This is a genomic window from Micromonospora sp. WMMA1976, from assembly GCF_027497335.1.
Lineage (GTDB): Bacteria > Actinomycetota > Actinomycetes > Mycobacteriales > Micromonosporaceae > Micromonospora > Micromonospora aurantiaca.
Genome location: NZ_CP114912.1, coordinates 405,092 through 431,521, shown reverse-complemented (window position 1 = coordinate 431,521; position 26,430 = coordinate 405,092). Strand labels below are relative to the sequence as shown.

26 protein-coding genes and 1 tRNA gene are annotated in these 26,430 nt (G+C 72.6%); 10 read left to right on the top strand and 17 right to left on the bottom strand.

Annotation, left to right across the window (positions count from 1 at the left end; genetic code table 11):
* Positions 1 to 30: 30 nt before the first annotated feature.
* The 7 genes from O7546_RS02180 to O7546_RS02150 all read right to left on the bottom strand — a co-directional run bounded on the left by O7546_RS02180 (position 31) and on the right by O7546_RS02150 (position 6,224).
* A complete protein-coding gene (locus tag O7546_RS02180; protein ID WP_194798665.1) occupies positions 31 to 864 on the bottom strand; it encodes an inositol monophosphatase family protein in 834 nt (277 codons plus the stop codon).
* Between the two features lie 65 nt (positions 865 to 929).
* Complete coding sequence (gene pth, locus O7546_RS02175) at positions 930 to 1,520, bottom strand: aminoacyl-tRNA hydrolase (RefSeq protein ID WP_281600409.1); 591 nt, start codon at positions 1,518 to 1,520, stop codon at positions 930 to 932.
* Between the two features lie 100 nt (positions 1,521 to 1,620).
* Positions 1,621 to 2,316 carry a 50S ribosomal protein L25/general stress protein Ctc gene (locus O7546_RS02170; RefSeq protein WP_194798666.1) on the bottom strand — a complete coding sequence of 232 codons (696 nt, stop codon included), beginning with the start codon at positions 2,314 to 2,316 and terminating at the stop codon, positions 1,621 to 1,623.
* Positions 2,317 to 2,600: 284 nt separating this feature from the next.
* Positions 2,601 to 3,581 carry a ribose-phosphate diphosphokinase gene (locus tag O7546_RS02165; RefSeq protein ID WP_013283956.1) on the bottom strand — a complete coding sequence of 327 codons (981 nt, stop codon included), beginning with the start codon at positions 3,579 to 3,581 and terminating at the stop codon, positions 2,601 to 2,603.
* 116 nt (positions 3,582 to 3,697) lie between these two features.
* Positions 3,698 to 5,104 carry a bifunctional UDP-N-acetylglucosamine diphosphorylase/glucosamine-1-phosphate N-acetyltransferase GlmU gene (gene glmU / locus O7546_RS02160; RefSeq protein WP_228531343.1) on the bottom strand — a complete coding sequence of 469 codons (1,407 nt, stop codon included), beginning with the start codon at positions 5,102 to 5,104 and terminating at the stop codon, positions 3,698 to 3,700.
* A 173-nt stretch (positions 5,105 to 5,277) separates the two neighbouring features.
* Positions 5,278 to 5,349 (bottom strand) — tRNA-Gln (locus tag O7546_RS02155).
* A gap of 8 nt (positions 5,350 to 5,357) precedes the next feature.
* A complete protein-coding gene (locus O7546_RS02150) occupies positions 5,358 to 6,224 on the bottom strand; it encodes a helix-turn-helix domain-containing protein (RefSeq protein ID WP_269696101.1) in 867 nt (288 codons plus the stop codon).
* A 72-nt stretch (positions 6,225 to 6,296) separates the two neighbouring features.
* Between O7546_RS02150 and O7546_RS02145 the strand changes: the two genes are divergently transcribed.
* Positions 6,297 to 6,962: a TetR/AcrR family transcriptional regulator gene (locus O7546_RS02145; protein WP_194798668.1), complete on the top strand. Its 666-nt coding sequence runs from the start codon at positions 6,297 to 6,299 to the stop codon at positions 6,960 to 6,962.
* Between the two features lie 34 nt (positions 6,963 to 6,996).
* Here the strand turns inward: O7546_RS02145 and O7546_RS02140 are convergent, their stop codons facing one another.
* Positions 6,997 to 7,455 (bottom strand): nuclear transport factor 2 family protein, encoded by a 459-nt coding sequence (locus O7546_RS02140; protein ID WP_121686223.1) that lies wholly within the window; start codon positions 7,453 to 7,455, stop codon positions 6,997 to 6,999.
* Between the two features lie 107 nt (positions 7,456 to 7,562).
* Here O7546_RS02140 and O7546_RS02135 point away from each other — a divergent pair, with 107 nt between their 5' ends.
* Complete coding sequence (locus O7546_RS02135) at positions 7,563 to 8,189, top strand: TetR/AcrR family transcriptional regulator (RefSeq protein WP_194798669.1); 627 nt, start codon at positions 7,563 to 7,565, stop codon at positions 8,187 to 8,189.
* 34 nt (positions 8,190 to 8,223) lie between these two features.
* Here the strand turns inward: O7546_RS02135 and O7546_RS02130 are convergent, their stop codons facing one another.
* The 6 genes from O7546_RS02130 to O7546_RS02105 all read right to left on the bottom strand — a co-directional run bounded on the left by O7546_RS02130 (position 8,224) and on the right by O7546_RS02105 (position 14,054).
* The gene (locus O7546_RS02130; RefSeq protein ID WP_194798670.1) at positions 8,224 to 8,697 is read right to left on the bottom strand and encodes a DUF4383 domain-containing protein; all 474 of its coding nucleotides are present in this window, start codon (positions 8,695 to 8,697) and stop codon (positions 8,224 to 8,226) included.
* Between the two features lie 116 nt (positions 8,698 to 8,813).
* Positions 8,814 to 9,269, bottom strand: a complete 456-nt coding sequence (locus O7546_RS02125; RefSeq protein ID WP_194798671.1) for a DUF4383 domain-containing protein — start codon at positions 9,267 to 9,269, stop codon at positions 8,814 to 8,816.
* A gap of 97 nt (positions 9,270 to 9,366) precedes the next feature.
* Entirely contained in the window at positions 9,367 to 11,166 is a 1,800-nt protein-coding gene (locus tag O7546_RS02120) for an ABC-F family ATP-binding cassette domain-containing protein (protein ID WP_194798672.1), read from the bottom strand.
* Between the two features lie 65 nt (positions 11,167 to 11,231).
* Positions 11,232 to 12,185: a 4-(cytidine 5'-diphospho)-2-C-methyl-D-erythritol kinase gene (locus O7546_RS02115; protein ID WP_281600408.1), complete on the bottom strand. Its 954-nt coding sequence runs from the start codon at positions 12,183 to 12,185 to the stop codon at positions 11,232 to 11,234.
* A gap of 86 nt (positions 12,186 to 12,271) precedes the next feature.
* On the bottom strand, positions 12,272 to 13,141 hold the full coding sequence (gene rsmA / locus O7546_RS02110) for a 16S rRNA (adenine(1518)-N(6)/adenine(1519)-N(6))-dimethyltransferase RsmA (protein ID WP_269696098.1): 870 nt from the start codon (positions 13,139 to 13,141) through the stop codon (positions 12,272 to 12,274).
* A gap of 13 nt (positions 13,142 to 13,154) precedes the next feature.
* Positions 13,155 to 14,054 (bottom strand): TatD family hydrolase, encoded by a 900-nt coding sequence (locus tag O7546_RS02105; protein ID WP_269696097.1) that lies wholly within the window; start codon positions 14,052 to 14,054, stop codon positions 13,155 to 13,157.
* Positions 14,055 to 14,135: 81 nt separating this feature from the next.
* On the opposite strand from O7546_RS02105, the gene O7546_RS02100 reads away from it, so the two are divergent.
* Both O7546_RS02100 and O7546_RS02095 read left to right on the top strand, forming a co-directional pair.
* Positions 14,136 to 15,380, top strand: coding sequence for a hypothetical protein (locus tag O7546_RS02100; protein ID WP_281600407.1), 1,245 nt, complete (start codon positions 14,136 to 14,138; stop codon positions 15,378 to 15,380).
* A 60-nt stretch (positions 15,381 to 15,440) separates the two neighbouring features.
* A complete protein-coding gene (locus tag O7546_RS02095) occupies positions 15,441 to 16,292 on the top strand; it encodes an alpha/beta hydrolase (RefSeq protein ID WP_281600406.1) in 852 nt (283 codons plus the stop codon).
* Positions 16,293 to 16,350: 58 nt separating this feature from the next.
* Here the strand turns inward: O7546_RS02095 and metG are convergent, their stop codons facing one another.
* Positions 16,351 to 18,153 carry a methionine--tRNA ligase gene (gene metG, locus O7546_RS02090; RefSeq protein ID WP_262012623.1) on the bottom strand — a complete coding sequence of 601 codons (1,803 nt, stop codon included), beginning with the start codon at positions 18,151 to 18,153 and terminating at the stop codon, positions 16,351 to 16,353.
* A gap of 127 nt (positions 18,154 to 18,280) precedes the next feature.
* Between metG and O7546_RS02085 the strand changes: the two genes are divergently transcribed.
* Positions 18,281 to 19,111: a hypothetical protein gene (locus O7546_RS02085; RefSeq protein ID WP_228531245.1), complete on the top strand. Its 831-nt coding sequence runs from the start codon at positions 18,281 to 18,283 to the stop codon at positions 19,109 to 19,111.
* Between the two features lie 13 nt (positions 19,112 to 19,124).
* Here the strand turns inward: O7546_RS02085 and rsmI are convergent, their stop codons facing one another.
* The gene (gene rsmI / locus O7546_RS02080; protein ID WP_194798678.1) at positions 19,125 to 19,973 is read right to left on the bottom strand and encodes a 16S rRNA (cytidine(1402)-2'-O)-methyltransferase; all 849 of its coding nucleotides are present in this window, start codon (positions 19,971 to 19,973) and stop codon (positions 19,125 to 19,127) included.
* Between the two features lie 83 nt (positions 19,974 to 20,056).
* On the opposite strand from rsmI, the gene O7546_RS02075 reads away from it, so the two are divergent.
* The 3 genes from O7546_RS02075 to O7546_RS02065 all read left to right on the top strand — a co-directional run bounded on the left by O7546_RS02075 (position 20,057) and on the right by O7546_RS02065 (position 24,131).
* The gene (locus tag O7546_RS02075; protein WP_194798679.1) at positions 20,057 to 21,727 is read left to right on the top strand and encodes a phospholipid carrier-dependent glycosyltransferase; all 1,671 of its coding nucleotides are present in this window, start codon (positions 20,057 to 20,059) and stop codon (positions 21,725 to 21,727) included.
* A 335-nt stretch (positions 21,728 to 22,062) separates the two neighbouring features.
* The gene (locus O7546_RS02070) at positions 22,063 to 23,355 is read left to right on the top strand and encodes a VWA domain-containing protein (protein WP_194798680.1); all 1,293 of its coding nucleotides are present in this window, start codon (positions 22,063 to 22,065) and stop codon (positions 23,353 to 23,355) included.
* 2 nt (positions 23,356 to 23,357) lie between these two features.
* A complete protein-coding gene (locus O7546_RS02065) occupies positions 23,358 to 24,131 on the top strand; it encodes a peptidase (RefSeq protein ID WP_194798960.1) in 774 nt (257 codons plus the stop codon).
* Positions 24,132 to 24,198: 67 nt separating this feature from the next.
* Here O7546_RS02065 and O7546_RS02060 read toward each other — a convergent pair whose 3' ends face one another.
* The gene (locus O7546_RS02060; protein WP_194798681.1) at positions 24,199 to 24,474 is read right to left on the bottom strand and encodes a hypothetical protein; all 276 of its coding nucleotides are present in this window, start codon (positions 24,472 to 24,474) and stop codon (positions 24,199 to 24,201) included.
* Positions 24,475 to 24,601: 127 nt separating this feature from the next.
* On the opposite strand from O7546_RS02060, the gene O7546_RS02055 reads away from it, so the two are divergent.
* Positions 24,602 to 25,255 (top strand): 4'-phosphopantetheinyl transferase superfamily protein, encoded by a 654-nt coding sequence (locus O7546_RS02055; protein ID WP_281600405.1) that lies wholly within the window; start codon positions 24,602 to 24,604, stop codon positions 25,253 to 25,255.
* Between the two features lie 79 nt (positions 25,256 to 25,334).
* The gene (locus tag O7546_RS02050) at positions 25,335 to 26,384 is read left to right on the top strand and encodes a hypothetical protein (RefSeq protein WP_281600404.1); all 1,050 of its coding nucleotides are present in this window, start codon (positions 25,335 to 25,337) and stop codon (positions 26,382 to 26,384) included.
* Positions 26,385 to 26,430: the final 46 nt, after the last annotated feature.

The window sequence follows — 26,430 nt, the reverse complement described above, 5'->3', positions numbered from 1 at the left end:
AGGTCGGACTCGTGAAGAAGAACGCTCAGGTTACCCGGAATGCCGCTGCAACGCTGCAAGCAACCGACTCGCGAGATCCTTGCGGCAGACCAGCAGATCCGGTAGGCGCGGGTCGGCCCCGTTGTATTTCAGCGCAGAACCGTCGATCCGGGAAGCATGCAGACCGGTGGCCGTCGCCACAGCGACCGGAGCGGCCGAATCCCACTCGTACTGACCGCCCGCGTGGATGTACGCGTCGACCTCGCCGGTCACCACGGCGGCGATCTTCGCGCCCGCCGAGCCCATCGGAACCAGATGAGCGCCGACGTCCTCTGCCAGGTCGGTCAGGAAAACCGGCGGACGGCTACGACTGGCCGCCAACCGGATGACCCGTGCGCCGCCCCCGGTGGCCGCCTCCACGGTCATCGGCGGGTACGCCGGCGGGTGGTCCGTGCCCAGCACCCGGTGCTGGGCCGGCAGCGCCACCGCGCCCGCCACCAGACCGTGCGGCCTCGACGCGTTACGCGACCAGAGCGCCACGTGCACCGCCCAGTCCGCGCGCCCCTCCTCCGCGTACTCCCGGGTGCCGTCCAACGGGTCGATGATCCAGACCCGGTCCGCGTTCAGGCGCGACAACGCCGCGTCCGTCACCTCCGCCGTCCAGGCCAGCCGCGAGCCCTCGTCCTCCTCCGACAGCACCGCGTCCGCCGGCCGCCACTTCGCCAGCTCGGTGCGGATCAGGTCGTGCGAGACCTTGTCACCGGCCGACCGGAGCGCGCCCGCGTCGGCGAAGCCCATCTCCGCGCGCAGGGCCGTCAGCGCCTGACCGGCCCGGGACGCCAGCCACCGGGCGAAACCGCCGTCGATCATCGGAGGACTGCCCATGATGCTCCCGTCACCCGCCTTCGCTCCCGCCGCCCGAGGCTACCGGCCGCGCTCCGCCCCGCCGGTCAACCCCCGTGGTACAGGTTCTGCGTCGGCTCCACGCCCTTCACGACCACCGACTCCACCACGTCCGCCGCGCGGTCCACCAGGAACTCCAGCTCCTTGCGCTCCGACGGGGAGAAATCCGAGAGTACGTAGTCGGCCGGGTCCTGCCGGCCCGGCGGCCGGCCGATGCCGAACCGCACCCGCACGTAGTCCTTCGTGCCGAGCGACTTCGACATCGAGCGCAGACCGTTGTGCCCGCCCTCGCCGCCGCCGCACTTCACCCGCACCTGCCCGTACGGGATGTCCAGCTCGTCGTGCACCGCGATCACGTGCGCCGGCGGGATCTTGTGGAACTGCGCCAGCCCGGCCACCGGACCGCCGGAGAGGTTCATGTACGTCAACGGCTTCAGCAGCACCAGCTTCGGGCCGCCGAACCCCAGCCGCCCCTCGGCGGCCTCGGCCATCGCGCGCTTGTGCCGCCCGAACTTCGCGCCCACCCGGGCCGCCAGCAGGTCGGCCACCATGAACCCGACGTTGTGCCGGTTGCCCGCGTACTCCCGGCCGGGGTTGCCCAGGCCGACCACCAGCCACGGTCCCGCCTCGTCCGTCACCCGACGCCCCTTCCCGCTCGCTCGCCCGACCAGCCGTCCCGATACGCCGACAGGCGCCCCCGGGAACCGGGGACGCCTGTCGCACAGCCTTGCGGACCGGTCAGGCCTCGGTCTTCGCCTCGGCCGGGGCCTCCTCGCCCTCGGCGGCCGGAGCGCCCTCGGCACCCTCGGCGGTCTCCTCGCCGACCTCGGCCTCGGCCTCCTCGGCGGCCTCCTCGACCTCGGGGAGGGTGGCCTCGAGCTGCTCGGCGGTCGGAGCGGCGGTCACCGAGGCGACAGCGGTCTCCTCGTCGGTGGCCAGCTCGACGCCGGACGGCAGCTCGACGTCGGCAGCGGTGATCGTGGTGCCCGGCTCGGCGCCCTCGATCGACGCCTCCAGGTGGTCCGGCACCTTGGTCGCGTCGGCGGTCACCGACAGCGTGTCGTGGTCGTGCACGATCAGGGTGTCCTTCGCGGCCTCACCGGTCAGCTGGACCGGGACCTCGACGGTGACCTTCTCGCCGCGGCGGACCAGCAGCAGGTCCACGTGCTCGAAGGTGTCCTTGATCGGGTCACGCTGGATCGCCTTCGGCAGCGCCAGCACCTGGGTGCCGTCGCTGACCTCGATCGCGAAGAGCTGGTTCGCGCCGCCCTTGCGGATCGCGGCGGCGAACTCCCGCGCCGGAAGCGCGATGTGCTTGGGCTTCTCGCCGTGGCCGTACAGCACGGCGGGCACCTTGCCGGCCCGGCGGGTACGACGGGCACCACCCTTGCCGAACTCGGTACGGGGCTCGGCGCTGATCTTTACCTCGGACACGGGGAAACTCCTGATGCTTCGCTGCGGCGGCTTGTCGTCTGGCGGTGCTGGGGCGAGGGGCTCGCTGGGGCTAGGGTCATGAACGACCGCCCGGAGCACCGCGTCGATGACGGCGCCTCCGTGCGGTGCTTGTCAGCAGCCCGCCGGGCACCCTCGCCGTGGCAACCGCACCAGTCTACCCGAGGGGATTCCCGGCTCTCCGGCAGTCCCCCATATCACCGCCCCGCCGGTTCCGCAGGGCATCGGCCCGGCCGCCGGGAACCCCCGGCGACCGGACCGCACACTCAGCTCAAGCCACCGAACAGGGTGGTCACCGAACCGTCGTCGAAGACCTCCCGGATCGCCCGCGCCAGCAGCGGGGCGATCGACAGCACGGTCAGCTTGTCCAGCTGCTTCTCCGACGGCAGCGGCAGCGTGTTAGTCACCACGACCTCGCTGATCGGGCTGTTCTTCAGCCGCTCCGTCGCCGGGTCGGACAGCAGCGCGTGGGTCGAGGCGACCACGATCTCCGCCGCGCCCTGCTCCTTGAGGATGTCCGCCGCCTTGGTGATCGTGCCACCGGTGTCGATCATGTCGTCCACGATCAGGCACACCCGGCCCTCGACCTCACCGACCACCCGGTTCGCCACCACCTGGTTCGGCTTGAGCGGATCGCGGGTCTTGTGGATGAACGCCAGCGGGCAGCCGCCCAGCCGGTCGGTCCAGCGCTCCGCCACGCGTACCCGGCCCGAGTCCGGCGCCACCACGGTCATCGGCCGGCCCGCGTACTTGTGCTCCACGTACTCGGCCAGCACGTCCATCGCGAACAGGTGGTCCACCGGGCCGTCGAAGAAGCCCTGGATCTGCGCGGTGTGCAGGTCGACGGTCAGGATCCGGTTCGCACCGGCGGTCTTCAGCAGGTCCGCGATCAGCCGCGCCGAGATCGGCTCCCGGCCGCGGTGCTTCTTGTCCTGCCGCGAGTACGGGTAGAACGGCAGTACCACGGTGATCCGCTTGGCCGAGCCGCGCTTCAGCGCGTCGACCATGATCAGGGTCTCCATGACCCAGGTGTTCACGCCGTGCGTCACGGACTGCACCACGAAGGCGTCCGAACCACGGACCGAATCCTTGTACCGTACGAAGATCTCGCCGTTGGCGAAGTCGTACGCGTCGGCCGGCGTCGGCGCGACGCCGAGCACCTCACCGATCTCCTTGGCCAGCTCCGGAAAACCCCTCCCGGAGAAGAGCATCAGGCTCTTGCGGTTTTCGGCGACGATGCTGCCCATGGGCCCGTCTGCTCCCGTATGTCGGTGGTGCCCGGCGGCGGTGGGGCCGGGGACTGTTCGGTTGCAGTATGCCCCCGGTTCAGCGATCCACCCACGGCCCGGCGATCGCCGTGGAGTCAGTCACCTTCGCTTGCGGCGCCGCCCGTGTCCGGCGCACCCTCACCGGCCCGCCGCGCCGCCTCCGCGGCTTCCGTGCCGGCCCGCTTGCGCAGCACCCAGCCCTCCACGTTGCGCTGCTGACCACGCGCCACCGCCATCGCACCGGGCGGCACGTCGCCGGTGATCACCGAACCCGCAGCGGTGTACGCGCCGTCGCCCACCCGCACCGGCGCCACGAACATGTTGTCCGCCCCGGTACGGGCGTGACTGCCGATGGTGGTGTGGTGCTTGCGTACTCCGTCGTAGTTGACGAAGACGGTCGCCGCGCCGATGTTGCTGTGGTCGCCGATCGTCGCGTCGCCCACGTACGACAGGTGCGGCACCTTCGACCCGTCACCGATCGACGCCTTCTTGGTCTCCACGAACGTGCCGACCTTCGCCTTGCGGCCCAGCCGCGACTCCGGCCGCAGGTACGCGTACGGGCCGACGCTCGCCTGCGGACCCACCTCGGCGCCGAGCGCCTGGCTGCGCACGATGCTCGCGCCCGCCCCCACCACCGTGTCGACGAGCGTGGTATCCGGGCCGACGAGCGCGCCCTCGCCGACCGTCGTGGCGCCCTGGAGCTGCGTGTTCTGGTCGATCACCGCGTCCCGCTCGACGGTCACCGTCACGTCGATCCAGGTGGTGTGCGGGTCGAGGATGCTGACGCCGGTACGCATCCAGCCCTCGTTGACCCGGTCGCGCAGCAGCCGGCGCAGCGCGGCCAGCTCGACCCGGTCGTTGCAGCCGAGCGTCTCCACGTGGTCGGCGGCGCAGTGCACCGCCACCGGCTCACCGGCGTCGCGCAGCAGCGCGAAGACGTCGGTCAGGTACTCCTCGCCCTGGTCGTTGTCGGTGGAGAGCTTGCCCAGCGCCTCCCGCAGCCGGGCCGCGTCGAACGCGTAGATGCCCGCGTTGATCTCCCGCAGCGCGCGCTGCTGGGGGGTGGCGTCGCGCTCCTCGACGATCTGCTCCAGGTGCCCCTGCACGTCCCGCACGATCCGGCCCAGGCCGGTCGGGTCCGGCACCTCGGCGGCCAGCACTGTGGCCGCCGCGGCGGCGTCCTCGTGCGCCTCGACGAGCGCCTGGACCGTCTCCGGCCGCAGCAGCGGCACGTCGCCGTTGATCACCACGACGGTGCCTGTCGCGTCCGGCACCGCGTCCAGCGCGATGCGGACCGCGTGGCCGGTGCCGAGCTGGCGCTCCTGAAGCACCGGCGTGGCACCCGGGGCGACCTCGGTCAGGTGCTCCCTGACCTGGTCGGCGCCGTGGCCGACCACGACCACGGTGCGGTCCGCGCCGAGCGGACCGGCCGCGGCGAGGACGTGACCGAGCAGGGTACGACCGAGCAGCGGGTGCAGCACCTTGGGCAGGGACGACTTCATCCGCTTGCCCTCACCGGCGGCGAGCACGACAACGGTGCGGAGGTGGGGCTGGGACACGACGTGGCTCCCGTCGGGACGGCGACAGTCTCGCGGTCATGCTAACCACGCGGCTCGCCACAATTCGCATCCGGCCGCACAAACGCCGTTCGCCCGAGAGCGATCCGACGAATGAGCTGGGGTGCCTGGATTCGAACCAGGAGCTCAAGGCTCCAAAGGCCTGCGGGTTGCCGTTACCCCACACCCCATCGCCATGTCAAGACCTACGGAGCAGCGTCTTCCCTTGCGCTTCGCCCGCGATCCGGAACAGCTCGGCGATCATACCTTCGATCCGCCAGTAGAGCTCACGACTGCGGGGCACGGTGATCACGAGGCAGCCGTGATAGGTGTCGCCAGTGTTCCGCCGTACCGTTGTCGGGTTGTGCCGCTTGAGCACCGTACGGCGAAACCTCTCCGCGGGCAGCCGCAGCCGCGCCACCCACCAGCGCACAGCGGCCTCGGCGTCCGCCGACTCGTGGATGCTCACGCGATAGGTCGGCACCGTCCGGTCCACGCCGCAGACCTCCAGGAATCGGAGGAACAGGGCCAGCAACCCCGGATCGGTGTTGACGAACTGGATTGTCACCGCCCGGCGCCAGGGCTTGGACTTGACTCCCTCGCACCAGTAGATCGCGGCACCGAGCATCAGCAGGTCCCGCTCGCCGAGACCGCCGACCACACCGGCGGCGCGGGCGTGCTCCGCAGCCTGTGCGGCGTCGCGCGACTCCCGGTACGCGCTCCAGCGCGCCTCCGTCATCGCCTTCGAGTGCTCGCGGCGCCGCTGCGCGCTCGCGTCGTCGGGATCCAGCGGCAGGTGCCGCACCCACTGGTAGGCGGTCGACTTCGCCACCCCGAGCCGCACCGCGATCTGATTGACCGACCGGCCCGCCGTGCGCAGCCGCAGGGCTTCGGCACGGGCGTCGTCCCGGGCGCGTGGCCGGCGGGTCCACGCCGGCGGCGGGATGCCGCGCAGCAGCGCGTACACCCGGTCGCGGCCGATGCCCAGGCGAGCCCGGATCTCGGCGACGGAGAGCTGCTCGTCCACGCGTAGGCGCCGCGCCTCGGCGGCGAGGGGGTCGGTCACCGGCGCAGATTAGAACGTGCGTACGACAGCGGCCGGTCTGACCGCGAGCGTCGCGCCTGGCAGGATGGACGGGTGACCGACGTTTCCGGCAACGACCGCACCCGTCGGCGGCCCGTGCCGGCGGCGAAGCCCTCCCGGGTACGGATGTCCGCGACGCAGCGGCGCGAGCAGCTGATCTCGATCGCCCGGCAGATCTTCGCCGAGAAGGGCTTCGACGCGACCTCGATCGAGGAGATCGCGGCGCGCGCCAAGGTCTCCAAGCCGGTGGTCTACGAGCACTTCGGCGGGAAGGAGGGGCTCTACGCGGTGGTGGTGGACCGGGAGGTCCGCTCGCTGCTGGACCGGATCACCACGGCGCTGACCGCAGGTCATCCGAGGGAGTTGCTGGAGCAGGCCGCGTTGACGTTGCTGACCTACATCGAGGAGGAGACCAGCGGCTTCCGGGTGCTGGTCCGGGAGTCCCCGCTGATGTCCGCGACGGGCAACTTCAGCAGCGTGATGAACGACGTGGCGCACCAGGTGGAACACATCCTGGCGGGCGAGTTCTCCATCCGGGGCTACGATCCGAAGCTGGCGGAGCTCTACTCGCAGGCGCTGGTGGGCATGGTGGCGCTGACCGGCCGCTGGTGGCTGGAGGTGCGCAAGCCGCGCAAGGAGACGGTGGCGGCGCACCTGGTGAATCTGGCCTGGAACGGGTTGTCGCACCTGGCCTCGAAGCCGGGGCCGATCGGGACGTGAGCCGGATCCTCGGCCGTGCGGTGCGGTGGTGGCACTACGCCCCTGCGGCGGCTGCGATCGCCGAGTCGAAGTCGGGGCCGGCACCGATCTGGGCGAGCAGCACGTTCGCCGCGTTGTAGCAGTCGAACCTTTCGATCTTTCCGTCCCGCAGATGCCAGAGATCAGCGGTCGGCACGTCGATCCGGTTGCCGGTCGGCGGGATCTCGCCGGCCGGCGTGGGGAAACCGCCGAGGTGGGTGCCCTGAATTCGTAGTTCGACGGCGACGACGTCACCGAGAGCATGCACGTCGAGCAGTTCGCGGTGGACGTCGGGAAAGACGCCGGCGAAGCCGGTCAGCGCCTGCGGAATCTGGTCCCCGCGGAATGTCAGCCCGTTGGGCATGTCGTTGAACGTTCCGTCCTCGGTGAACAGGGCGCGGAAGCCGGGCCCGTCGAGGACATCCCCTTCCGCCAGCCGGTACGCCTCGCGAACGATCTCTTCGTTGCTCTTCATTCTGCCCGTCCTCGATTGTCGCGCCACCGCGGGAACAGTTCTCGCCGATGCGCGCCGCCCACGCTAGCAAGTTTTTGACCGGATGGTCAATAACGTAGGCTTCCCCCGTGGCCCGTCCCCGCAAGTTCGTCGAGAGCGACGTCGTCAGCAGCGCCAGCGAGGTGTTCGCCGTGCACGGCCTCGCCGCCTCGACCCTCGACGACCTGGTGCGGGCGACCGGCCTGGGCAAGCAGAGCCTCTACAACGCCTTCGGCGGGAAGCGGGAACTGTTCCTCCGGGCGCTCTCCGAGGATCGGGAGGAGGCGACGCGCGCCGTCTCGGAAGCACTCGGGCACGACGGCGCTTCGCCGCTGGAACGAATCCGGGGGCACATGCTCCGCATGGCGATCGAGTTCAGCAGCAGCGATCGGCGGGTCTCACTCACCACGCGCGCGCTCGTCGAGTCGACAGGCGAGGAGGACCCGCTCTCGACCGTCACGAAAGCCGGCATCGAGCAGCTCGCCGGGGTCTACGCCGGATGCCTGGAACACGCCCGGGAGAACGGGGATCTCCCGGAGGACGCGAACGTGCAGTCACTGGCGGTCTACTTCGTCGCGGTCACCCGGGGGATGGAGTTGCTCGGCCGCGCCGGTGTCGGCCGTGGCGTTCTCACCGCTGTCGCACTCGACGCGCTTCGCGCGCTCCACGACCCGCGGACGGACCAGGCCGACGGCGGTCGCCCGACGCTCCAATGAGCCGCGGCGCCCGTCGTGGCGACGAGGGCGCCGGTCACCGAGAGCGTTCCCCGATGGGGTGGTAGCGGCGCTGCCGTTCCTCCTCGGCGTGCTCGGGTGTGCCGACCTTGTCGTACAGGCCCGTGGCGAGCAGGACCAGCCCGAACAGCAGCGACACGATGACCGTCGACATGGAGAAGTTCAGGAAGTTCGCCGGGGTCTGGAGCACCGACATCATCAGGATGCCGGTGACCAGGAAGACCACCCCGGCGGTGAGGTTCATGTAGTGGCCGAGGTTGTCGCGGCGGGACGCGCCGACCAGCAGGACCGCGCCGAAGACCACCGAGACCAGCGAGAAGGCCAGGTTGGTGCGCAGGCCGAGCGCCCAGTCGCTGTCCCGGCCGAACAGCCCTTCGCCCCAGGTCTGGAAGACGCCGAAGACGCCGAAGACCAGGATGTAGAGGCCGATGAGCCCGGACAGCACCCGGTAGAGCGGCCGCGCGGGGTGGTTCACCGGGAAGTGCGCCATGATGCCCTCCAGCCATGTGACTGATTCGGGGCAATTGTCGCTTGGGATGTCCGTCGGCGTCCGGAAAACACCGAAGGCCCGGCGCGCTGCGCCGGGCCTTCGGGTACGAGACGGGATCAGAGCACCAGGCGGGCCTTCTGCCAGGCCTCGTGCTCGTCGTCGGAGCCGACCTTGCCGTACATGCCGACCATCAGGAGCACCAGCGACAGGGTCAGGACCACGACGTCGGTCATGATCGAGAAGTTGAAGATGTTGGCGTCGGTCTGCAGGAACGCCAGGGCGGCCAGGCCGATCACCATCAGCGTGTAGGCCAGCCACTGGTTGATCGCCACGTCGAGGTTGCGACCGATCGCGGTGCCGACCAGAATCACGACGCCGACCAGCACCGACAGCAGCGAGAACGCCATGTTGGTGCCCTGGCCGAGGACCTTGGTGTCGTCCTGGGCGAGGAAGTCGTTGCCGGCGCTGGCGATGATGCCGAGGCCGCCGAAGACGACGAAGTACAGACCAACGAGCCCGCCGATCGCCCGGTAGATCGGCCGCGCGGGGTGGTTGACGGGGGTGTGGGCCATCTCTGCGTCTCCAAAAGACCGTTCGGACGAGGGTTCCACCGGTGATTCTCCCGTACGCCGGTCAGTGACGCCGCACACCCCCCACCCCGGCGGCAGGTCAGCCGCCCGGGAGCTCCTCGGCGAGGGCCAGCCAGGTCTCCTCGGTGCGGTCCCGCTCGGCTCGTACCTCCTTGAGCTGGGCGTCCAGCTCGGCGACCCGGGCGTAGTCGGTGGCGTTCGCGGCGAGCTGCTCGTGCAGGCCCGCCTCCTTCTGTTCGAGCTTGGCGATCTGCCGTTCCAGCCGGTTCAGTTCCTTCTTCGCGACGCGTACCTCGGCCGCTGACATGCCCTCGCGCGCCGGCGCCGCCGTGGCCGGGGTGAGATCGGCGGGCGCCGGGCCGCCGGACGCGGCGGCGCGTGCGAGGTATTCGTCGACGCCGCCGGGCAGGTGCACCAGCCGGCCGTCACCGAACATGCCGTACGCGACGTCGGTGACCCGCTCGATCAGGTAGCGGTCGTGGCTGGCCACGACGATCGTGCCGGGCCACGAGTCGAGCAGGTCCTCCAGCGCGGCGAGCGTGTCGGTGTCCAGGTCGTTCGTGGGCTCGTCGAGCAGCAGCACGTTGGGTTCCCCGGCGAGCAGCCGCAGCATCTGCAGGCGGCGGCGCTCGCCGCCGGACAGGTCGCTCACCGGGGTCCAGAGCCGCTTGTCGTCGAAGCCGAAGATCTCGGCGAGTTGGGCGGCGCTGATCTCCCGGTCGCCGAACTGCACGCGCCGGGCCACCTCCTCGACGGCTTCCAGCACGCGCAGGTGGCCGGGGAGTTCGGCGAGTTCCTGGGACAGGAACGCGGGCCGGACTGTCTGCCCGGCGGCGAAGCGCCCGCCGTCGGGGCCGGTCACCCCGGCGAGCATCCGCAGCAGGGTGGTCTTGCCGGCGCCGTTGCGGCCGAGGATCGCGACCCGGTCGCCGGGACCGACCTGCCAGGTCGTGTCGTGCAGGATCTCCTTCGGGCCGGCGTGCAGCCGGACGTGTTCGAGGTCGTACACCTGCTTGCCGAGCCGGGCGGTGGCGAGCCGTTGCAGCGACATGGTGTCGCGGGGTTCCGGCACGTCGGCGATGAGCGCGTTCGCGGCGTCGATGCGGAACTTGGGCTTCGAGGTGCGGGCCGGGGCACCCCGGCGCAGCCAGGCGATCTCCTTGCGGAGCAGGTTCTGGCGGCGGGCCTCGGTGGCGGCGGCGACGCGTTGCCGTTCGACGCGGGCGAGCGTCCACGCGGCGAAGCCGCCCTCGTACGCCCGGACGGTCTGGTCGGCGACCTCCCAGGTGGTGGTGCAGACGGCGTCGAGGAACCAGCGGTCGTGGGTGACCACGACGAGCGCGCCCTTGCGGGTGACGAGGTGCCGGGCCAGCCAGTCGACGCCGCCGACGTCGAGATGGTTGGTGGGCTCGTCGAGGACGAGCAGGTCGGCGTCGCGGACCAGCAGCGCGGCGAGCGCGACGCGGCGGCGTTCCCCGCCGGACATCGGGCCGACCGGCGTGTCCAGGCCGAGGTGGGGCATGCCGAGGCCGTCGAGGATGGCGCGCACGCCCGCGTCGCCGGCCCACTCGTGCTCGGCGCCCATGCTCTCGCCGAGCCAGGCGGTGCCGAGCACGACGTCCCGCACGGTCAGCTCGGGGGCCAGGTCCAGGCGCTGCGGCAGCCAGGCCACCCGCAGGTCGCGGCGGTGCGTGACGCGGCCGTCGTCGGGTTCCTCGGTGCGGGTCAGCAGCCGCAGCAGCGTCGACTTGCCGGCGCCGTTGAGACCGACCACACCGACCCGGTCGGCGTCGTCGAGGCCGAGCGAGACGTCGGTGAGCAGCGGCCCCGCGGCGCCGTACCCCTTGGACACCCGGTCCAGGTTGACGATGTTGGCCACTGACCCACCCTTCATGACTCAGGCGTCCCGGGGGCCCGGGACGCCTGAGTCAAGGGTACGGGGCGTCAGACCACGCGGGCGCCGGCGACCGGGCCGTGCGCGACGCGGGCCTCCCGGCACACCCCGGCGGCGGTGATCTCGGCGGCGATCCGGACCGCGTCTGCTTCACCGGTGGCGAGGAAGACGCAGGTGGGCCCGGAGCCGGAGACGATGCCGGCGAGCGCGCCCGCGGCCTCGCCCGCCTTGAGCGTCTCGGCCAGCGACGGGCGCATGGTCAGCGCGGCGTCCTGGAGGTCGTTGCCGAGCGTGGCGGCGAGCACCCGCGGGTCGCGCTGACGCAGCGCGGCGAGCAGCGCGTCGGTGCTGCCCAGCGGCGTGCCGACGGCTCCGGCGTCGCGCAGCCGGTCCAGTTCCCGGTACGCGGCCGGGGTGGACAGGCCGCCGTCGGCGATCGCCACCACCCAGTGCCAGGACGTGGGGCGGGCCAGCACCGGGCTGACCGCCTCGCCCCGGCCGGTGCCGAGCGCGGTGCCGCCGTGGATCAGGAACGGCACGTCGGAGCCGAGGTCGGCGGCGATGCCGGCCAGCTCGTCGCGGGACAGCCCGGTGCCCCAGAGCGTGTCGCAGGCGACCAGCGCGGCGGCGGCGTCGGCGCTGCCACCGGCCAGCCCGCCGGCGAGCGGGATCTGCTTGCGCAGGTGCAGCCGGGCGTGCGGGGCGACGCCCGCGTAACCGGCGAGCGCGTGCGCGGCGCGCAGCGCCAGGTTGGTGTCGTCCAGCGCCAGCTCGCCGGCGCCCTCGCCCTCCATCGTGAGGGTGAGCGTGTCGCCGCGACGGGCGGTCAGCTCGTCGTAGATGGAGATCGCGTGGTAGACGGTGTTCAGCTCGTGGTAGCCGTCACGCCGCAGCGGTCCGACCCCGAGATGCAGGTTGACCTTGGCGGGCACCCGCACCTTGACCGGGCCGCCGGCCCCGCGCCGCTGCCCGTCCTCGTCCCCCGGTCGCCATGCCTCGGTCACCGGCTGGACTCCACCGGACGTGGGCGGATGTCGAACGGCTTCGGCACGGTCAGCTCCTCGGCGAGGGGTCGGGCAACGGCGCCAGCCTACTGCTCGCCGCCGGGGGCGTCCGGGGCCGACGCGGCGATGGCGGCGAACTGCTCGACGGTGAGCGATTCGCCCCGGGCGCCCGGATCCACGCCGGCGGCGGTGAGCGCTGCGGCGGCCCGGTCCGCGCCGCCGGCCCAGCCGGCGAGGGCGGCGCGCAGCGTCTTGCGGCGCTGCGCGAACGCGGCGTCGACGACGGCGAAGACGGCCTTCCGGGGTACGTCGGGCCGGGGCGGCTCGCGCCGGGTGAACGCGACCAGGCCGGAGTCGACGTTCGGCACCGGCCAGAACACGTTCGGCGGGACCTTGCCGGCGGCGCGGGAGCGGGCGTACCAGGCGAGTTTGACCGACGGGATGCCGTACACCTTGGAGCCGGGACCGGCGACGAGCCGGTCGGCGACCTCCTTCTGCACCATCACCAGGCCGTGCCGCAGCGTGGGCAGCTCGGCGAGCAGGTGCAGCACGACCGGCACGGCGACGTTGTAGGGCAGGTTCGCCACCAGCGCGGTGGGCGCCGGGCCGGCCAGGTCGGCGGCGGTGACCCGCAGCGCGTCGGCCGGGTGGACGGTGAGCCGCTCGGCAGCCGGCCCGGCGAAGCGGGCGGCGGTCTCCGGCAGCGCGGCGGCGAGCGCCGGGTCGAGTTCCACCGCGTGCACGTGTGCGGCGACCGGAAGCAGGGCGAGCGTGAGCGAGCCGAGGCCGGGGCCGACCTCCAGTGCCACGTCGTCGGGAGTGAGCCCGGCGGTGGTGACGATCCGGCGCACGGTGTTGGGGTCGTGCACGAAGTTCTGGCCGAGCTTCTTGGTCGGCGTGACGCCGAGGCGCGCGGCGAGTTCCCGGATCTCCGCCGGGCCGAGGAGTCCGGTCACGCCGGGCATCCTCTCACCACGGCCCGAACGCGCGGTCGCCGGTCGCGGAGATGGTGGCGCAGAGTTCGTCCAGGTCGGTGCCGGTGGTCTCGGCGAGGAAGCGGACCGTCAGCGGGATCAGGTACGACGCGTTGGGCCGTCCCCGGTACGGCATCGGGGTGAGGTAGGGCGCGTCGGTCTCCACGAGCATCTGCTCCGGTGGGGTGACGGCGGCGGCCTCGCGCAGCGCGGCGGCGCTGCCGAACGTGACGGTGCCGGCGAAGCTGAGCAGGAAGCCGCGCCGGACGCACTCACGGGCGAAGTCGGCGTCGCCGGAGAAGCAGTGCATGATCACGGTGTCCGGGGCGCCCTCGTCGTCGACGATGCGCAGTACGTCGGCGTGCGCGTCCCGGTCGTGGATGACCAGCGCCTTGCCGTGCCGCTTGGCGATGGCGATGTGCGCCCGGAAGCTCTCCTCCTGCGCGGCCCGCCCGTCGTCGCCGGTACGGAAGAAGTCCATGCCGGTCTCGCCGACGCCCCGGACCCGGTCCCGGCCGGCGAGCGTCTCGATCTCGCGCAGCGCCTCGTCCAGGTCGGCCAGCCGGGGCGCCTCGTTCGGGTGCAGCGCGACTGTGGCGAGCACCGGGGCGTACCGGTCGGCGACGTCGGCGCCCCACCGGGACGAGTCGACGTCCACCCCTACCTGGACGAGCCGGTCCACGCCGGCCCGGGCGGCGACGTCGATCGCGGCGGCCACCGGGTCGTCGCCGGGGGCGCCGGGAGGCGTGCCGAACTCGCCGACGGTGATGTCGAGGTGGGTGTGGCTGTCCGGCACGGGTACGGGCAGCGGCTCGGGGGCGGGCGGGAACTCCCCGGCCCGGCGGGCGGCGCGCTGCTTGCGGGTCTCGGTCTGCTCGGTCATCGCGGCCAGCATCACACACCGGCCCGGTGCGGCGTTCCCGGACCGCCACCGGCTGTTCACGTGCCCCACATCTGGCGGGCTTAGCGTCTCGGAGTGACAGTCACCGACCAGGCCGGCGGGCCCGCCTCCGACCGGGCCGGGTTGCGCGTGACGTACGGCGGCCGGGTGCATCCGGCGGAGGAGATCGCCCGGGGCGCGGCGTACGAGTTGTTCAGCGCCGACGAGGCGCCCGGGTTCGAGTGGTGTCCCCGGCCCGGCACCGGCTATCCGTGGCGGCGGTTCGTGCACGCGACCGAGGTGGACGCGGTGCACGGCGGCGCGGGGTCGGCGGACGACACGGACGCGCCGCTGCTGATGCCGGTGCACCGGGACCGGGGCTGGGAGTACGTACACCGGCTCAGCCAGCAGCCGGGGGCGGCGGGTGACCCGACGCTGGCCGCGGTGCGGGCGTCGGCGGTGATCCGGCCCGGCAGCCGGATGGTGAAGGTGCTCTCCGCGCGGCAGCTCGCCGGCTACGTGCGGGGCGTGCTGCCGCACGGCTTCTGCTACCGGGAGCACGACGTGGCGCACCTGCGGACACCGGCCGGGATGGCGGTGCTGCGGGGCGACTCCGAGGGCGGCGACGTGGCGTACGCGCTGCGCTGGCGGGCCGCCGACCCGGCCGACTACGACGTGCCGGTGGGTGTGGCGCACCGGGGGCTCATGGCGTTGCCGCCCCGGGACCGGCTCGGGCCGCCGGTGCTGGGTACCGGGTTCGTGCCGAGCAGCGCGCAGCTCGTACCGGAGTTCGTCACCCGGGACTTCGCCGACCTGCCGATGCCGGCGAACGCCACGCTGCTCGCCTACCCCGTCGAGGGGGTGGAGGTGGTGCTCTACACCTACCAGGCGGAGCAGCGGGGCTGGCTGCGCCTGGCCGGGCCGCAGTGGCGGCACCTGCTCGCCGCGGTGCCCGGCCTGGCCGCCGACCAGGAGTACGTGCCGACCGGCGACGCGCCGCGCTCCACCCGGCTCGTCGGCACGTACGCGGGTTCGGAGTACGAGGCGGTGGCCGACCAGCCGGGCGGGTTCCGGGTGCTCGCGATGACCCGGGCGGCCCGATACCCGGTGGACGCGCCGGCCCGCCGGGTACGCACGGCGGCCTGGCGCGGGGTGCCGTGCCTGGTGCTGCGGGAGGAGGGCGGCTGGCTGCGGTTGCGGCTGCGCCGCCCGGATCCGGACGGGGTGGCCGCGACCGGCGCGCAGTGTCTGGAACGCGGCGTGTACGAGGTCTGGGCGCCGGGTGCCGAGCTGACCGACGACCGGGTGGTGGACCTGCCCTATCCGGCCCGCCACGAATAGACGAGGGCAGGTCGGGAAGGCGTGGTGGGTCCGAGAACCCGCGCGAGGGGGAATCCCGACATGCCTTTCGTCACCGTCGGTACGGAGAACTCCGCACCCATCGACCTGTACTACGAGGATCACGGTTCCGGTCAGCCGATCGTGCTGATCCACGGTTTCCCGTTCAACGGGGCGACCTGGGAGAAGATGAGCGGTCCGCTGCTGAACGCCGGATACCGGGTGATCACGTACGACCGGCGTGGGTTCGGCAACTCCGCCCAGCCGGCCAGCGGCTACGACTACGACACGTTCGCCGCCGACCTGGACGTGCTGATGACCGAGCTGGACCTGCGCAACGCGATCCTGGTCGGGCACTCGATGGGCACCGGCGAGGTGACCCGCTACCTGGGCGCGTACGGGTCGGACCGGGTGGACCGGGCGGTCCTGATGGCCCCGTTGGCGCCGTACCTGCTGAAGACGCCGGACGACCCGGAGGGCGTCGACAAGAGCATGTTCGAGGGGTTCCAGAAGGCGATCATCCAGGACCGGTTCGCCTACCTGACCCAGTTCTGCGACGCGTTCTTCAACGCCAGCGAGAACCGGGGGAAACTGGTCAGCGACGAGGCGTACCACGCGCACTGGCAGATCGGTGCGCAGGCGTCGGCCAAGGGCACCCACGACTCGGTGGACGCCTGGCAGACCGACTTCCGCGCCGACCTGCCGAACATCGACGTGCCGGTGCTGATCATCCAGGGCGACAAGGACAACGTGCTGCCGTTCCCGGTGACGGGCCAGCGGCTGGTGAACATGCTGTCCGACGCCAAGCTGGTCACGCTGAAGGGCGCGCCGCACGGGACGCCGTGGACCCATCCCACCGAGGTCAACAAGGCCATCATGGAGTTCATCGGCAAGCCGAGCATGGCGACCGCCTGACCTGGCGGACGACCGCGGCCCCGGGGATCTCCCCGGGGCCGCGGTCACACGTGCGTGGTCAGCCGGCCAGGCGGGCCAGCTCCTCCTCGACGATGGACGGGTCGAGCTTGCGGAACACCGGCTTCGGCGCCGCGAGCGGCCGGCCCACTTCCAGGGGTACGGACTCCCAGCGCGCCCCGACCGTGTAGTCACCGGTCAGCACCGGGTACGACGGCCCGCCGTCGAGGTCGTCGACCTCCTCGATCACCGGCATCGGGGCGTGCGTGCCGGTGCCGCCGAGCAGCTCGTGGATCTTCTGGGCGGAGTGCGGCAGGAACGGGGTGAGCAGCGTGTTGGCGTCGCTGACCACCTGGAGGGCGACGTGCAGGATGGTGCCCATCCGGGGCTTGTCGTCATCGCCCTTGAGCTTCCACGGCGCCTGCTCGGAGAGGTACTTGTTGGCCTCGGCGACGACCTTCATGGCCTCGCCGATGGCCTGCTTCTGCCGGTGCCGGGCGATCAGGTCGCCGACCACGCCGAAGCCGGCCTTCGCGGTGTCCAGCAGCGCCTGGTCGGCCTCGGTGAGCCCGGCCGGGTCGACCGGCGGGATCGCGCCGAAGTTCTTCGCCGCCATCGACACCGACCGGTTGACCAGGTTGCCCCAGCCGGCGACCAGTTCGTCGTTGTTGCGGCGCAGGAACTCCGCCCAGGTGAAGTCGGTGTCGTTGCTCTCCGGGCCGGCCACCGCGATGAAGTAGCGCAGCGCGTCGGCGTCGTAGCGCTCCAGGAAGTCCCGGACGTAGATGACCACCTTGCGGGAGGAGGAGAACTTCCGTCCCTCCATGGTCAGGTATTCGCTGGACACGACCTCGGTGGGCAGGTTGAGCCGGCCCAGTTCGCCCGGCTCGCCGTCGCGGGTGCCCTCGCCGGAGTAGCCGCCGAGCAGCGCCGGCCAGATCACCGAGTGGAAGACGATGTTGTCCTTGCCCATGAAGTAGTAGGACCGGGCGTCCTTCCCCTCCCCGTCCGCCGACCACCACTTGCGCCAGGCCTCCGGGTCGCCGGTGCGCCGGGCCCACTCGATGGACGCGGACAGGTAGCCGATGACCGCGTCGAACCAGACGTAGATCCGCTTGTCCGGGCGGTCGCGCCAGTCGTCGAGCGGGATCGGCACGCCCCACTCCAGGTCGCGGGTGATGGCCCGGGGCTGGAGGTCGTCGAGCAGGTTGCGGGAGAACCGCAGTACGTTCGGGCGCCAGCCGTCGCGGGTGTCCAGCCACTGCCGCAGCGCCTCGGCCAGGGCGGGCAGGTCGAGGAAGAAGTGCTCGGTCTCGACGAACTCCGGCGTCTCCCCGTTGATCTTCGACTTGGGGTCGATCAGGTCGATCGGGTCGAGCTGATTGCCGCAGTTGTCGCACTGGTCGCCGCGCGCGCTGTCGTAGCCGCAGATCGGGCAGGTGCCCTCGATGTAGCGGTCGGGCAGCGTCCGGCCGGTGGACGGGGAGATCGCGCCGGTGGTGACCTTCGGGACGATGTAGCCGTTGCGGTAGAGACCTGTGAACAGCTCCTGCACCACCGCGTAGTGGTTGCGCGTGGTGGTGCGGGTGAACAGGTCGTACGACAGGCCCAGCGCCCGCAGGTCCTCGGCGATCACCCGGTTGTAGCGGTCGGCCAGCTCGCGCGGGGTGACCCCCTCGGCGTCGGCCTGCACCTGGATCGGGGTGCCGTGTTCGTCGGTGCCGGAGACCATGAGCACGTCGTGACCGGCCATCCGCATGTACCGGGCGAAGACGTCGGAGGGAACGCCGAATCCGGATACGTGGCCGATGTGGCGCGGGCCGTTGGCGTAGGGCCAGGCGACCGCGGCGAGAACGTGACTCATGAGCAGCAAGCCTAGTGATTGCCGTGGGTGCGCCGCGAACCAATGGGGTGCGCGCTCCGACCGTACGTCCGATTTGTCGCCGACACGCGGCGTGAGCTGCCCGACAAGCCCGACGTACCGGTGTGAAATGAACATCGTGACCAGTAGACCAGCGGCGCCCGAGCCGTCGGCCGCCGCCACCCGGCGTGCGGCGCGGCCCGCGCCGCCCGGCGGGCCCGTCGCCCCGCAGCCGCGGCTCGACCCGGCGGACCCGCCGGTGGAGGTGGAGCCGACCACCGGAGCGCCGGTGGACGCGGTGCCGAACCGCGTGCCGGTACGCCAGCCGCGCTGGCAGCGCGAGGCCGCCTCGTCCGGCGGGTGGGCGCCGATCGAGGAGGTGCACTGGGACGGCACGCCGCTGCGCGACGAGCCGCGCCCGCGTCCCGCCCCGCACCCGGCGCGGCGGGAACGCGCCCGCCCGGTCGCGCCGCCGAGCCCGCCCGCCGGGCTGGCCGTACTGCTGACGCTGAGCCTGCTCGCCGCGTTCTTCGCCTGGGTGAGCGCCGGGCCGTTCTGGCTGGCGGTGGGGCACTCGACCGGCGGCACCGTGATGATCACGCAGTGCGCGGGCGGCGGGCTCACCCAGCGCTGCCGGGGCATCTTCCTCGCCGACGGCGACCGGTTCCAGGCCCACGGGGTACGGGTCAGCGGCGTACCGGCCGGACGCACCGACACCGGCAGTTCGCTGCGGGCGCGGATGACCGGGCCGGACGGGTCCACCGCCTACGCGGACACCGGGGTCGGACGGCACCTGCGCTGGCTGCTGGGGCTGGCCCTGGTCGCCGGCTGCGCCGCCGGGATCGCCAGGTGGACCGGGGCGACCCGGCTCGCTGACGAACGGCAGCGGCGCTGGGCGGTCGGCCTCGCGCTGGCCGGGCCCGCGTTGATCACCGTCGGCTTCCTGGCCGCCGCCTGGTGAGGCGCCCGCCGCCTCAGCTGTGCACCACCGCGTACACCTCCCGCCGCCGCAGCCCGTACGCGGTGGCGACCTCGGTGATCGCGTCCCGCCGGGACAGCCCGGCCGCCTCGCGTTCGGCCACCGCCGCGCGCAGCGTCTCGTCGTCCGGCCGGACCGCGGGCGTGGCCGGTGCACCGGCCACGACGAGGGTGATCTCGCCCCGGGGGTCGCCCTCGGCGGCCCACTCGGCCAGCTCGCCGAGCGGCCGGCGGACCACTTCCTCGTACGTCTTGGTCAGCTCGCGGCACAGCGCGGCGGGCCGGTCGGCGCCGAACGCCTCGGCCAGGTCGGCGAGCGCGCCGGCGATGCGGTGCGGCGCCTCGAAGAACACCAGCGTGCGGTCCTCGGCGGCGAGCGCACGCAGCCGGGAACGGCGGGCCCCGGGGGTACGCGGCAGGAAGCCCTCGAAGCAGAACCTGTCGCAGGGCAGCCCGGACAGCGCCAGGGCGGTGGTCACGGCGCTGGGCCCGGGCGCGGCGGTGACCGGCACTCCGGCGTCCAGCGCGGCCCGGACCAGCCGGTAGCCGGGGTCGGAGACGCTCGGCATGCCGCCGTCGGTGACCAGCGCGACCGTGTAGCCGGCGGCGAGCACCTCGGCCAGTTCGGGCGTGCGCCGCTCCTCGTTGCCCTCGAAGTACGAGACGATCCGGCCGGGCACCGTCACGTCCAGGTCGCGGGCCAGCCGGGTCAGCCGCCGGGTGTCCTCGGCGGCGACCACGTCGGCGGCGGCCAGCACCTCGCGGAACCGGGCGGACGCGTCGGCCGGGTTGCCGAGCGGCGCGCCGAGCAACACGAGCCGGCCTACCTCGGACATTTCCCCCACGGCGTGCGCTCCTTCATCGACGGTCGTACCAATTTCGGAGACGACAGACGCCACCGGGCACCTTCGCAGCCTACGATCGCCGGGTGACGAGTGCGTCGACAGCACAGAGCGCGAACCCGGACCCTTCCACCACCGACCGGGGCGACGGCGCCGGGCGCGGGCTTCCCGCCGCCGTGCGGCGCCGGCTCGCCACCGTCGATGATCGCATCGGCCGAGGTCAGGCGTGGCTGGCGACAGCGGTAGTGGTGGGCGTCGCGGCGATCCTGCGCTTCGTGGGGCTCAGTTTCCCGCCCGGGAAGATCTTCGACGAGACCTACTACGCCAAGGACGCGTACGGGCTGATCGACCGCGGCTTCGAGTGGAACTACAAGGACAACGGCCCCTCGTACGTGGTGCATCCACCACTGGGCAAGTGGATGATCGGCATCGGCGAGTGGGCCTTCGGCTACCAGGACGCGGACAGCGGCGTCTCGGTGCCGGGCCACCTGATCACCACCTCGCCGGAGTTCGGCTGGCGCTTCGGCGCGGCCGTGGCGGGCACCCTGTCGGTGCTGCTGCTGGTCCGCATCGGGCGGCGGATGTTCCGCTCCACGGTGCTCGGCTGCGCGGCCGGTCTGCTGCTCGCGCTCGACGGCTATCACCTGGTGCTGTCCCGCACGGCCATCCTCGACATCTTCCTGCTGCTGTTCGTGCTCGCCGCGTTCGGCGCGCTGGTGCTCGACCGGGACGCCCGGCGGCGGCGCTGGGCGCGGGCGCTGGAGGGCGGGCTCGACCCGACGCAGCCGGGCCGGGCCGGCCGGCCGTCGTCGGGCTGGCGGGACTGGCCGTGGTGGCGGCTGGCCGCAGGTGTGCTGCTCGGCTGCGCCTGCTCGGTGAAGTGGAGCGCGCTCTACTTCGTACCGGCGTTCGCGTTGCTGGTGCTGCTCTGGGAGGTGGGCGTCCGCCGCTCGTCCGGGGTACGCCGGCCGTGGCGCGACGCCGTGCTCGACGAGCTGCCCTGGCTGCTCGCCGCCGGTGTGCTGATGGTCGTGACCTACGTGGCGACCTGGTCGGGCTGGCTGCTCGGGCAGGAAGGCTACTACCGCCTGGCGGAGCGCTACCCGAACAACCCGGAGCTGAGCGACACCCCGTTCATCGGGGCGCTGATCAACCTGTGGGAGTACCACAAGGCCGCGTACGGCTTCCACACCCAGCTCGACGATCCGCACAAGTACCAGTCCTGGCCCTGGCAGTGGCTGCTGCTCGGCCGACCAGTGGCGTTCCACTGGTCCGGGGACGGCAGTTGCGGCGCGCCGAGCTGCGCCTCGGAGGTGCTGCTGCTGGGCACGCCGCTGCTGTGGTGGTCGTTCCTGCCGGCGATCGCCGCGACCGCCTGGCTCGGCCTGGCCCGGCGCGACTGGCGGGCGGGCGCGATCCTGCTCAGCGCCGCCGCCGGCCTGCTGCCGTGGTTCTGGTTCGCCCTCGACGGCCGGACGATGTTCTCCTTCTACGCCGCCCCGGCGGTGCCGTTCCTGGTGCTCGCGGTGGTCTACGTGCTCGGCGCGATCGCCACTCCCGCGCCGGTGTCGAACACAGCCGCGCCACCGGACCCGCAACAGGTCCACGACAGGCGGCTGGTGGGCGGGATCATCGCGGGTGCGTACGTGTTGCTCGTGGCGCTCTGTTTCGCCTACTTCTACCCGATCTTCGTGGGCCGGGTGCTGCCGTACGCGGACTGGTCGGCCCGGATGTGGCTGGACGGCCGCTGGATCTGAGGCGGGGTGCCGGGTGCCTGCGCGGCGCCCGGCACGGCGCGTAACACTGCGCGGCGCCTGACGCAAAGAAAGCGCGCCCCGATCGCCTGCCACGGGGGAAGCGGGCGATTGGGGCGCGCAAGACAGAGCTTAACCACACTCCGGCAACGGCACAACGGGTGCGGGCCGGTCAGATTTCCGACGAGTGCCCCACCGGCCGAAAGGTTTACATGGTGCAGCTAACGGTGGGTGGCCGAGCGCGGCCGTGACGGCCCCGGCGGACGCCGGAAACCGGGCTTCGGCGGGCACCCCGACCCGGATGATCTTCCAAAGTGGATCTCACTACACTTCGCCCGGTGATCAACAAGAGACGATCGACGGCCGTCCTCATCGGACTGCTGGCGGCGGCCGCGATGATCGGGCCGAGCCCCGCCGGGGCCGACGACGAGACCACCGAACCCGTCGCCGAACCACCCAAGGTCGAGCTGGTCCTCGACGTCAGCGGATCGATGCGGGCCCGCGACATCGACGGGCGCAGCCGGATCTCCGTCGCGCAGCAGGCGTTCAACGAGGTCGTCGATGCCCTGCCGGACGAGACACAGCTCGGCATCCGGGTGCTCGGCGCCACCTACCGGGGCAAGGACAAGAAGCAGGGCTGCCTGGACACCCAGCAGATCGTGCCGGTCGGCCCGGTGGACCGTACCCAGGCCAAGGCCGCCGTCGCCGGGCTGCGCCCGACCGGTTTCACCCCGGTCGGGCTGGCGCTGCGCTCCGCCGCGCAGGACCTGGGCACCGGCAGCACCGCCCGCCGGATCGTGCTGATCACCGACGGTGAGGACACCTGCGCCCCACCCGACCCGTGCGAGGTGGCGCGCGAGCTGGCCGCCCAGGGCACCCGCCTGGTCGTCGACACGCTCGGCCTGGCGCCGGACGAGAAGGTCCGCAAGCAGCTGCTCTGCATCGCCGGCGCGACAGGGGGCACCTACACCGCCGCGCAGAGCGCCGACGAGCTGACCGGCCGGATCAAGCAGCTCGTCGACCGCGCCCGGGACACGTACACCGCCGCCCCGGCGGTCGTCGGCGGCGGCTCGGCCTGCGAGGGCGCGCCGCTGCTCGCCCCCGGCGTCTACAGCGACCGGGAGGCGTTCTCCGAGCACCGCTGGTACCGGGTGCCGGTGCGCCCCGGGCAGGAACTGCGCGCCTCGGTCAGCGTGGCGCTGGACCGCCCGGTCAACCCGGACTACGGCGTGCTGCTGCGTGCCACCGCGCCGGACGGGCGGGAACTGGTCCGGGGCGTCGACGCGGGCAGCGGGCGTACCGACGTGGTCTCCGCCGGACTGCGCTGGTCGGCCGCCGAAGAGGAGGAGGACGGGCCGAGCCCGGAGCCGAGCGCCGGCACGGAGCAGTCCGTACGGACCGTCTGCCTGGTGGTCAGCAACTCGTTCGCGGCCAAGCCCGGCACCCAGGCCCGGCCCGGCATGCCGGTCGAGCTGACAGTCGACGTGGTGGCCGCCTCCCCCGCGCCGGACGGACCGGACCTCGGCCGCGGCTGGGTGCTGCTGCTCCTGCTCACGCTGGCCGGACTGCTCACCGGGCTGCTCGCCGGACTGCTCACCCGCTGGTGGGTGCACACGTGGAGGACGAACTGAGCATGCGTACGCTGATCCGCGCCGCGGCGGCGACCACCGCCGTCGGACTCGCCCTCACCCCGGCGGCGGCCCTGGCCGCGCCGAGCCCGTCACCGGGCGCGACCACGGTGACCAAGGCCGGCACCTCGTTCCTCACCGCCACCACAGTCACCGCCGGTCAGCCGGTGCAGGTGGGCGCGTCGACCGGCGACCACCTGTACTGGTCGTTCCGCGCCGACGCCGGGCAGGTGCACGAGGTCACCGCCACCGTCACGTTCCCGAAGTCACGCAGCGGCGCGTCCACCTGGACCGTCGACGTCTTCGACGGGCTGCGCCGCCGGCAGGCGTGCACAGCGGGCGCGCAGACCCCGACCGCCGGCGCGTCGGCGACGAGCGTCGCGCTCGGCTGCACGCTGCGCCGGGTACGGCCGTGGGCCGAACCCTGGTCGGGCGACCCGCTGCCCGGCACCTACTACATCCGGATCTCCGTCACCGACCTGCCCGAACCGGACCTCGGCCTGCCGATCGAGGTGGAGATGCTGGTCGGCGCGACCGACGAGGGTGGCGCGTCCGGCGACGACGGCGAACTGGCCGCGCCGCTGGTGCCGAACACCAGGGCCGGCACGGTGCTCAGCACCGAGCCGACGCCCGAGCCGGTGGCCGAGGAGGAGACCGACCTGACCGGGTGGCTCCCCGAGGCCGGATCGCGCTGGGTGTGGACCACTGTGGGCGGGGTGCTCGCCGCCGTGGCCGGCGTGGTCGGCTTCGGGCTCACCCGGCGGCCCCGCCGCCCCTGAGAACGGCCGTCCCTGAGACCGCAGCCGGTGGCCGCCGCGAACCCGACGCGGCGGCCACCGGACGCGCTCACGCCTCGGCGATACGCGGACCGCGCGGCACCCAGCCGATGAACCGGTCCTGGAGCGCGGTGACCGGCACGGAGCGCAGGTCCTGCGTCGCCGCGGCGAGGCAGGATCCGAGATAGACGCTCAAGGACGCCCGGTCCACCTGGTACTCGCTCAGCAGGTGGTGACGTTTCGTGGCGCAGGGCCAGTCGTCACCGCACGAGCCGCAGGTCCAGCCGGGGGTCACCGGCACGTGTTCGCCGCCGGCACTCCCCGGAACCTCCGCGCCAGGCGTCATCGGCCGCTCCTTCCGGGTCAGGAATGGGTGGTGATGGACCGGTTGCCTCCCCGCAACGTTCCTTCAGCGCCGCGGCACGCCCAAGCGTTACGGTACGTTCACCGCGTGTCCCCGTCATCCACCACTCGTGCGTGATCTGCTCCCGGCCGCTGTCGCCGTCGCGCTGGCCGGCCCGGCCGACTGGACCGGTGAGCTGCTCCCGGCCGAACTGAGCGCTCTCGGCGAACGCGCGGTCCCCGGCCGCCGCCGCGACTTCACCGCCGGGCGCGTCTGCGCCCGCCGGGCGCTCGCCGCGCTCGGCCTGCCCGCCACGCCGGTACCCGCCGGCGCCGACCGGGCCCCGATCTGGCCGCCCGGCGTGGTCGGCGCGATCACCCACACCCGGGACTACTGCGCCGCAGCCGCCGCCCGGGCCGCCGACGTGCGCGCCGTCGGCATCGACGCCGAACGCTACCGGCCGCTCTCCCCGGGGGTACGCCGGAAGGTGTGCCGTCCCGACGAGGAGGCGGACCTGGCCCGGCTGCCGGCCGGCACGCCCTGGCCGACGGTGTTGTTCAGCGCGAAGGAGACCGTCTACAAGGTCTGGCACCCGCTGGTCGGTACGTGGCTGGGCTTCGCCGACGCGCGCGTCACGCTGGACCCGGAAGCGGGCACGTTCCACGCCGAGATCGCACCGGTCCGGCTCGCCGCCGCCCCGGTGCCCGATCCGCCGTCGGCGGTCACCGGACGGTTCGCCGTGGACGACGACCTGGTCCGCACCGCGGCCGTCCTGCCACGTTGATGAGGCACTACCGGCCGGCTTGTGCCCGGCTTGTACCGTCGTTGCGACGGAAAATCCCGAAGGCGCCCCAAGGAGTACGGTGAGCCACCCTCAGCCTCCGTCCGGTTCACCGGACCCCAACCAGCAGCCACCGGAACCGCCGACTCAGGCGTTCCCCACCGCACCGATGCCGCCGGTGCCGGACAGCCCGTACGCGCCGCCGCCCGCCCCGACCTCGGGTGCGCCCTATCCCCCGCAGCCGGGTCCGGGCGAGCAGTACCCGCCCGCGCCCGCTCCCACCACGGCGTTCCCGCCGGCGCCGCCCACCTCGGGCGCGCCCTACCCGCCGCCGGGCGGCGAATACCAGCCCTCGGCCGGGGCGTACCAGCCGCCGGGGTTCGAGTACCAGGCCCCGGGCGCCGCGTACCAGCCGCCGGGGTCCGCGTACCAGCCGCCGGGGTCCGCGTACCAGCCGCCGGGCGGTGGGGCGTACCCGCCGCCGCCGGGAGCGCCGTTCGGGCCGCCGGCGAAGAAGTCGAACAAGAACGTCTGGATCACGATCGGCGTCGTCGCCGTGATCCTGCTGCTGCTGTGCTGCGGTGGCGGCATCTTCGCCATCTACAGCGGCGCGAAGAAGACCCAGGATGCGATCGACTCGCTGCCCACCCCGGGCGTCACCTACGGCCAGCCGACGGCTGACGCCCCGACGGGGGTTCCCACCGGCACGCCGCAGCCGGGCAACACCGACGACAAGACGTTCAACATGCCGGCCGGCGACAGGCTGGTCGTCAACGACGACCGCGGCACCATCGAGATCACCGTCGGCAACTTCCGGACCCGGAACGCCGCCTGCAGCGAGGTCATGCCCGGACCGAAGAACGGCATGTTCCTGATCGCCGACGTGACCGCCGAGATCACCAAGGGCACCGGCTCGATCAACCCGTTCTACTTCACCTGGGTCGCTACGGACGGCACCGAGGAGAGCGGCATCGGCGGCGCCTTCTCCGGTTGCGGCAAGCTGATGACCTCGGGCACCAACCTGCCCGTGGGTTCCAAGCGCAGCGGCCAGCTCATCTTCGACGTGAAGGACCAGAACGGCGTCGTCGAGTACCGGCACCTCTTCCGTCCCGCCGGGTCCTGGAAGCCCTGACCCACGCGTGCCCCGCACGGGGGCCGGTCCACAGCGGACCGGCCCC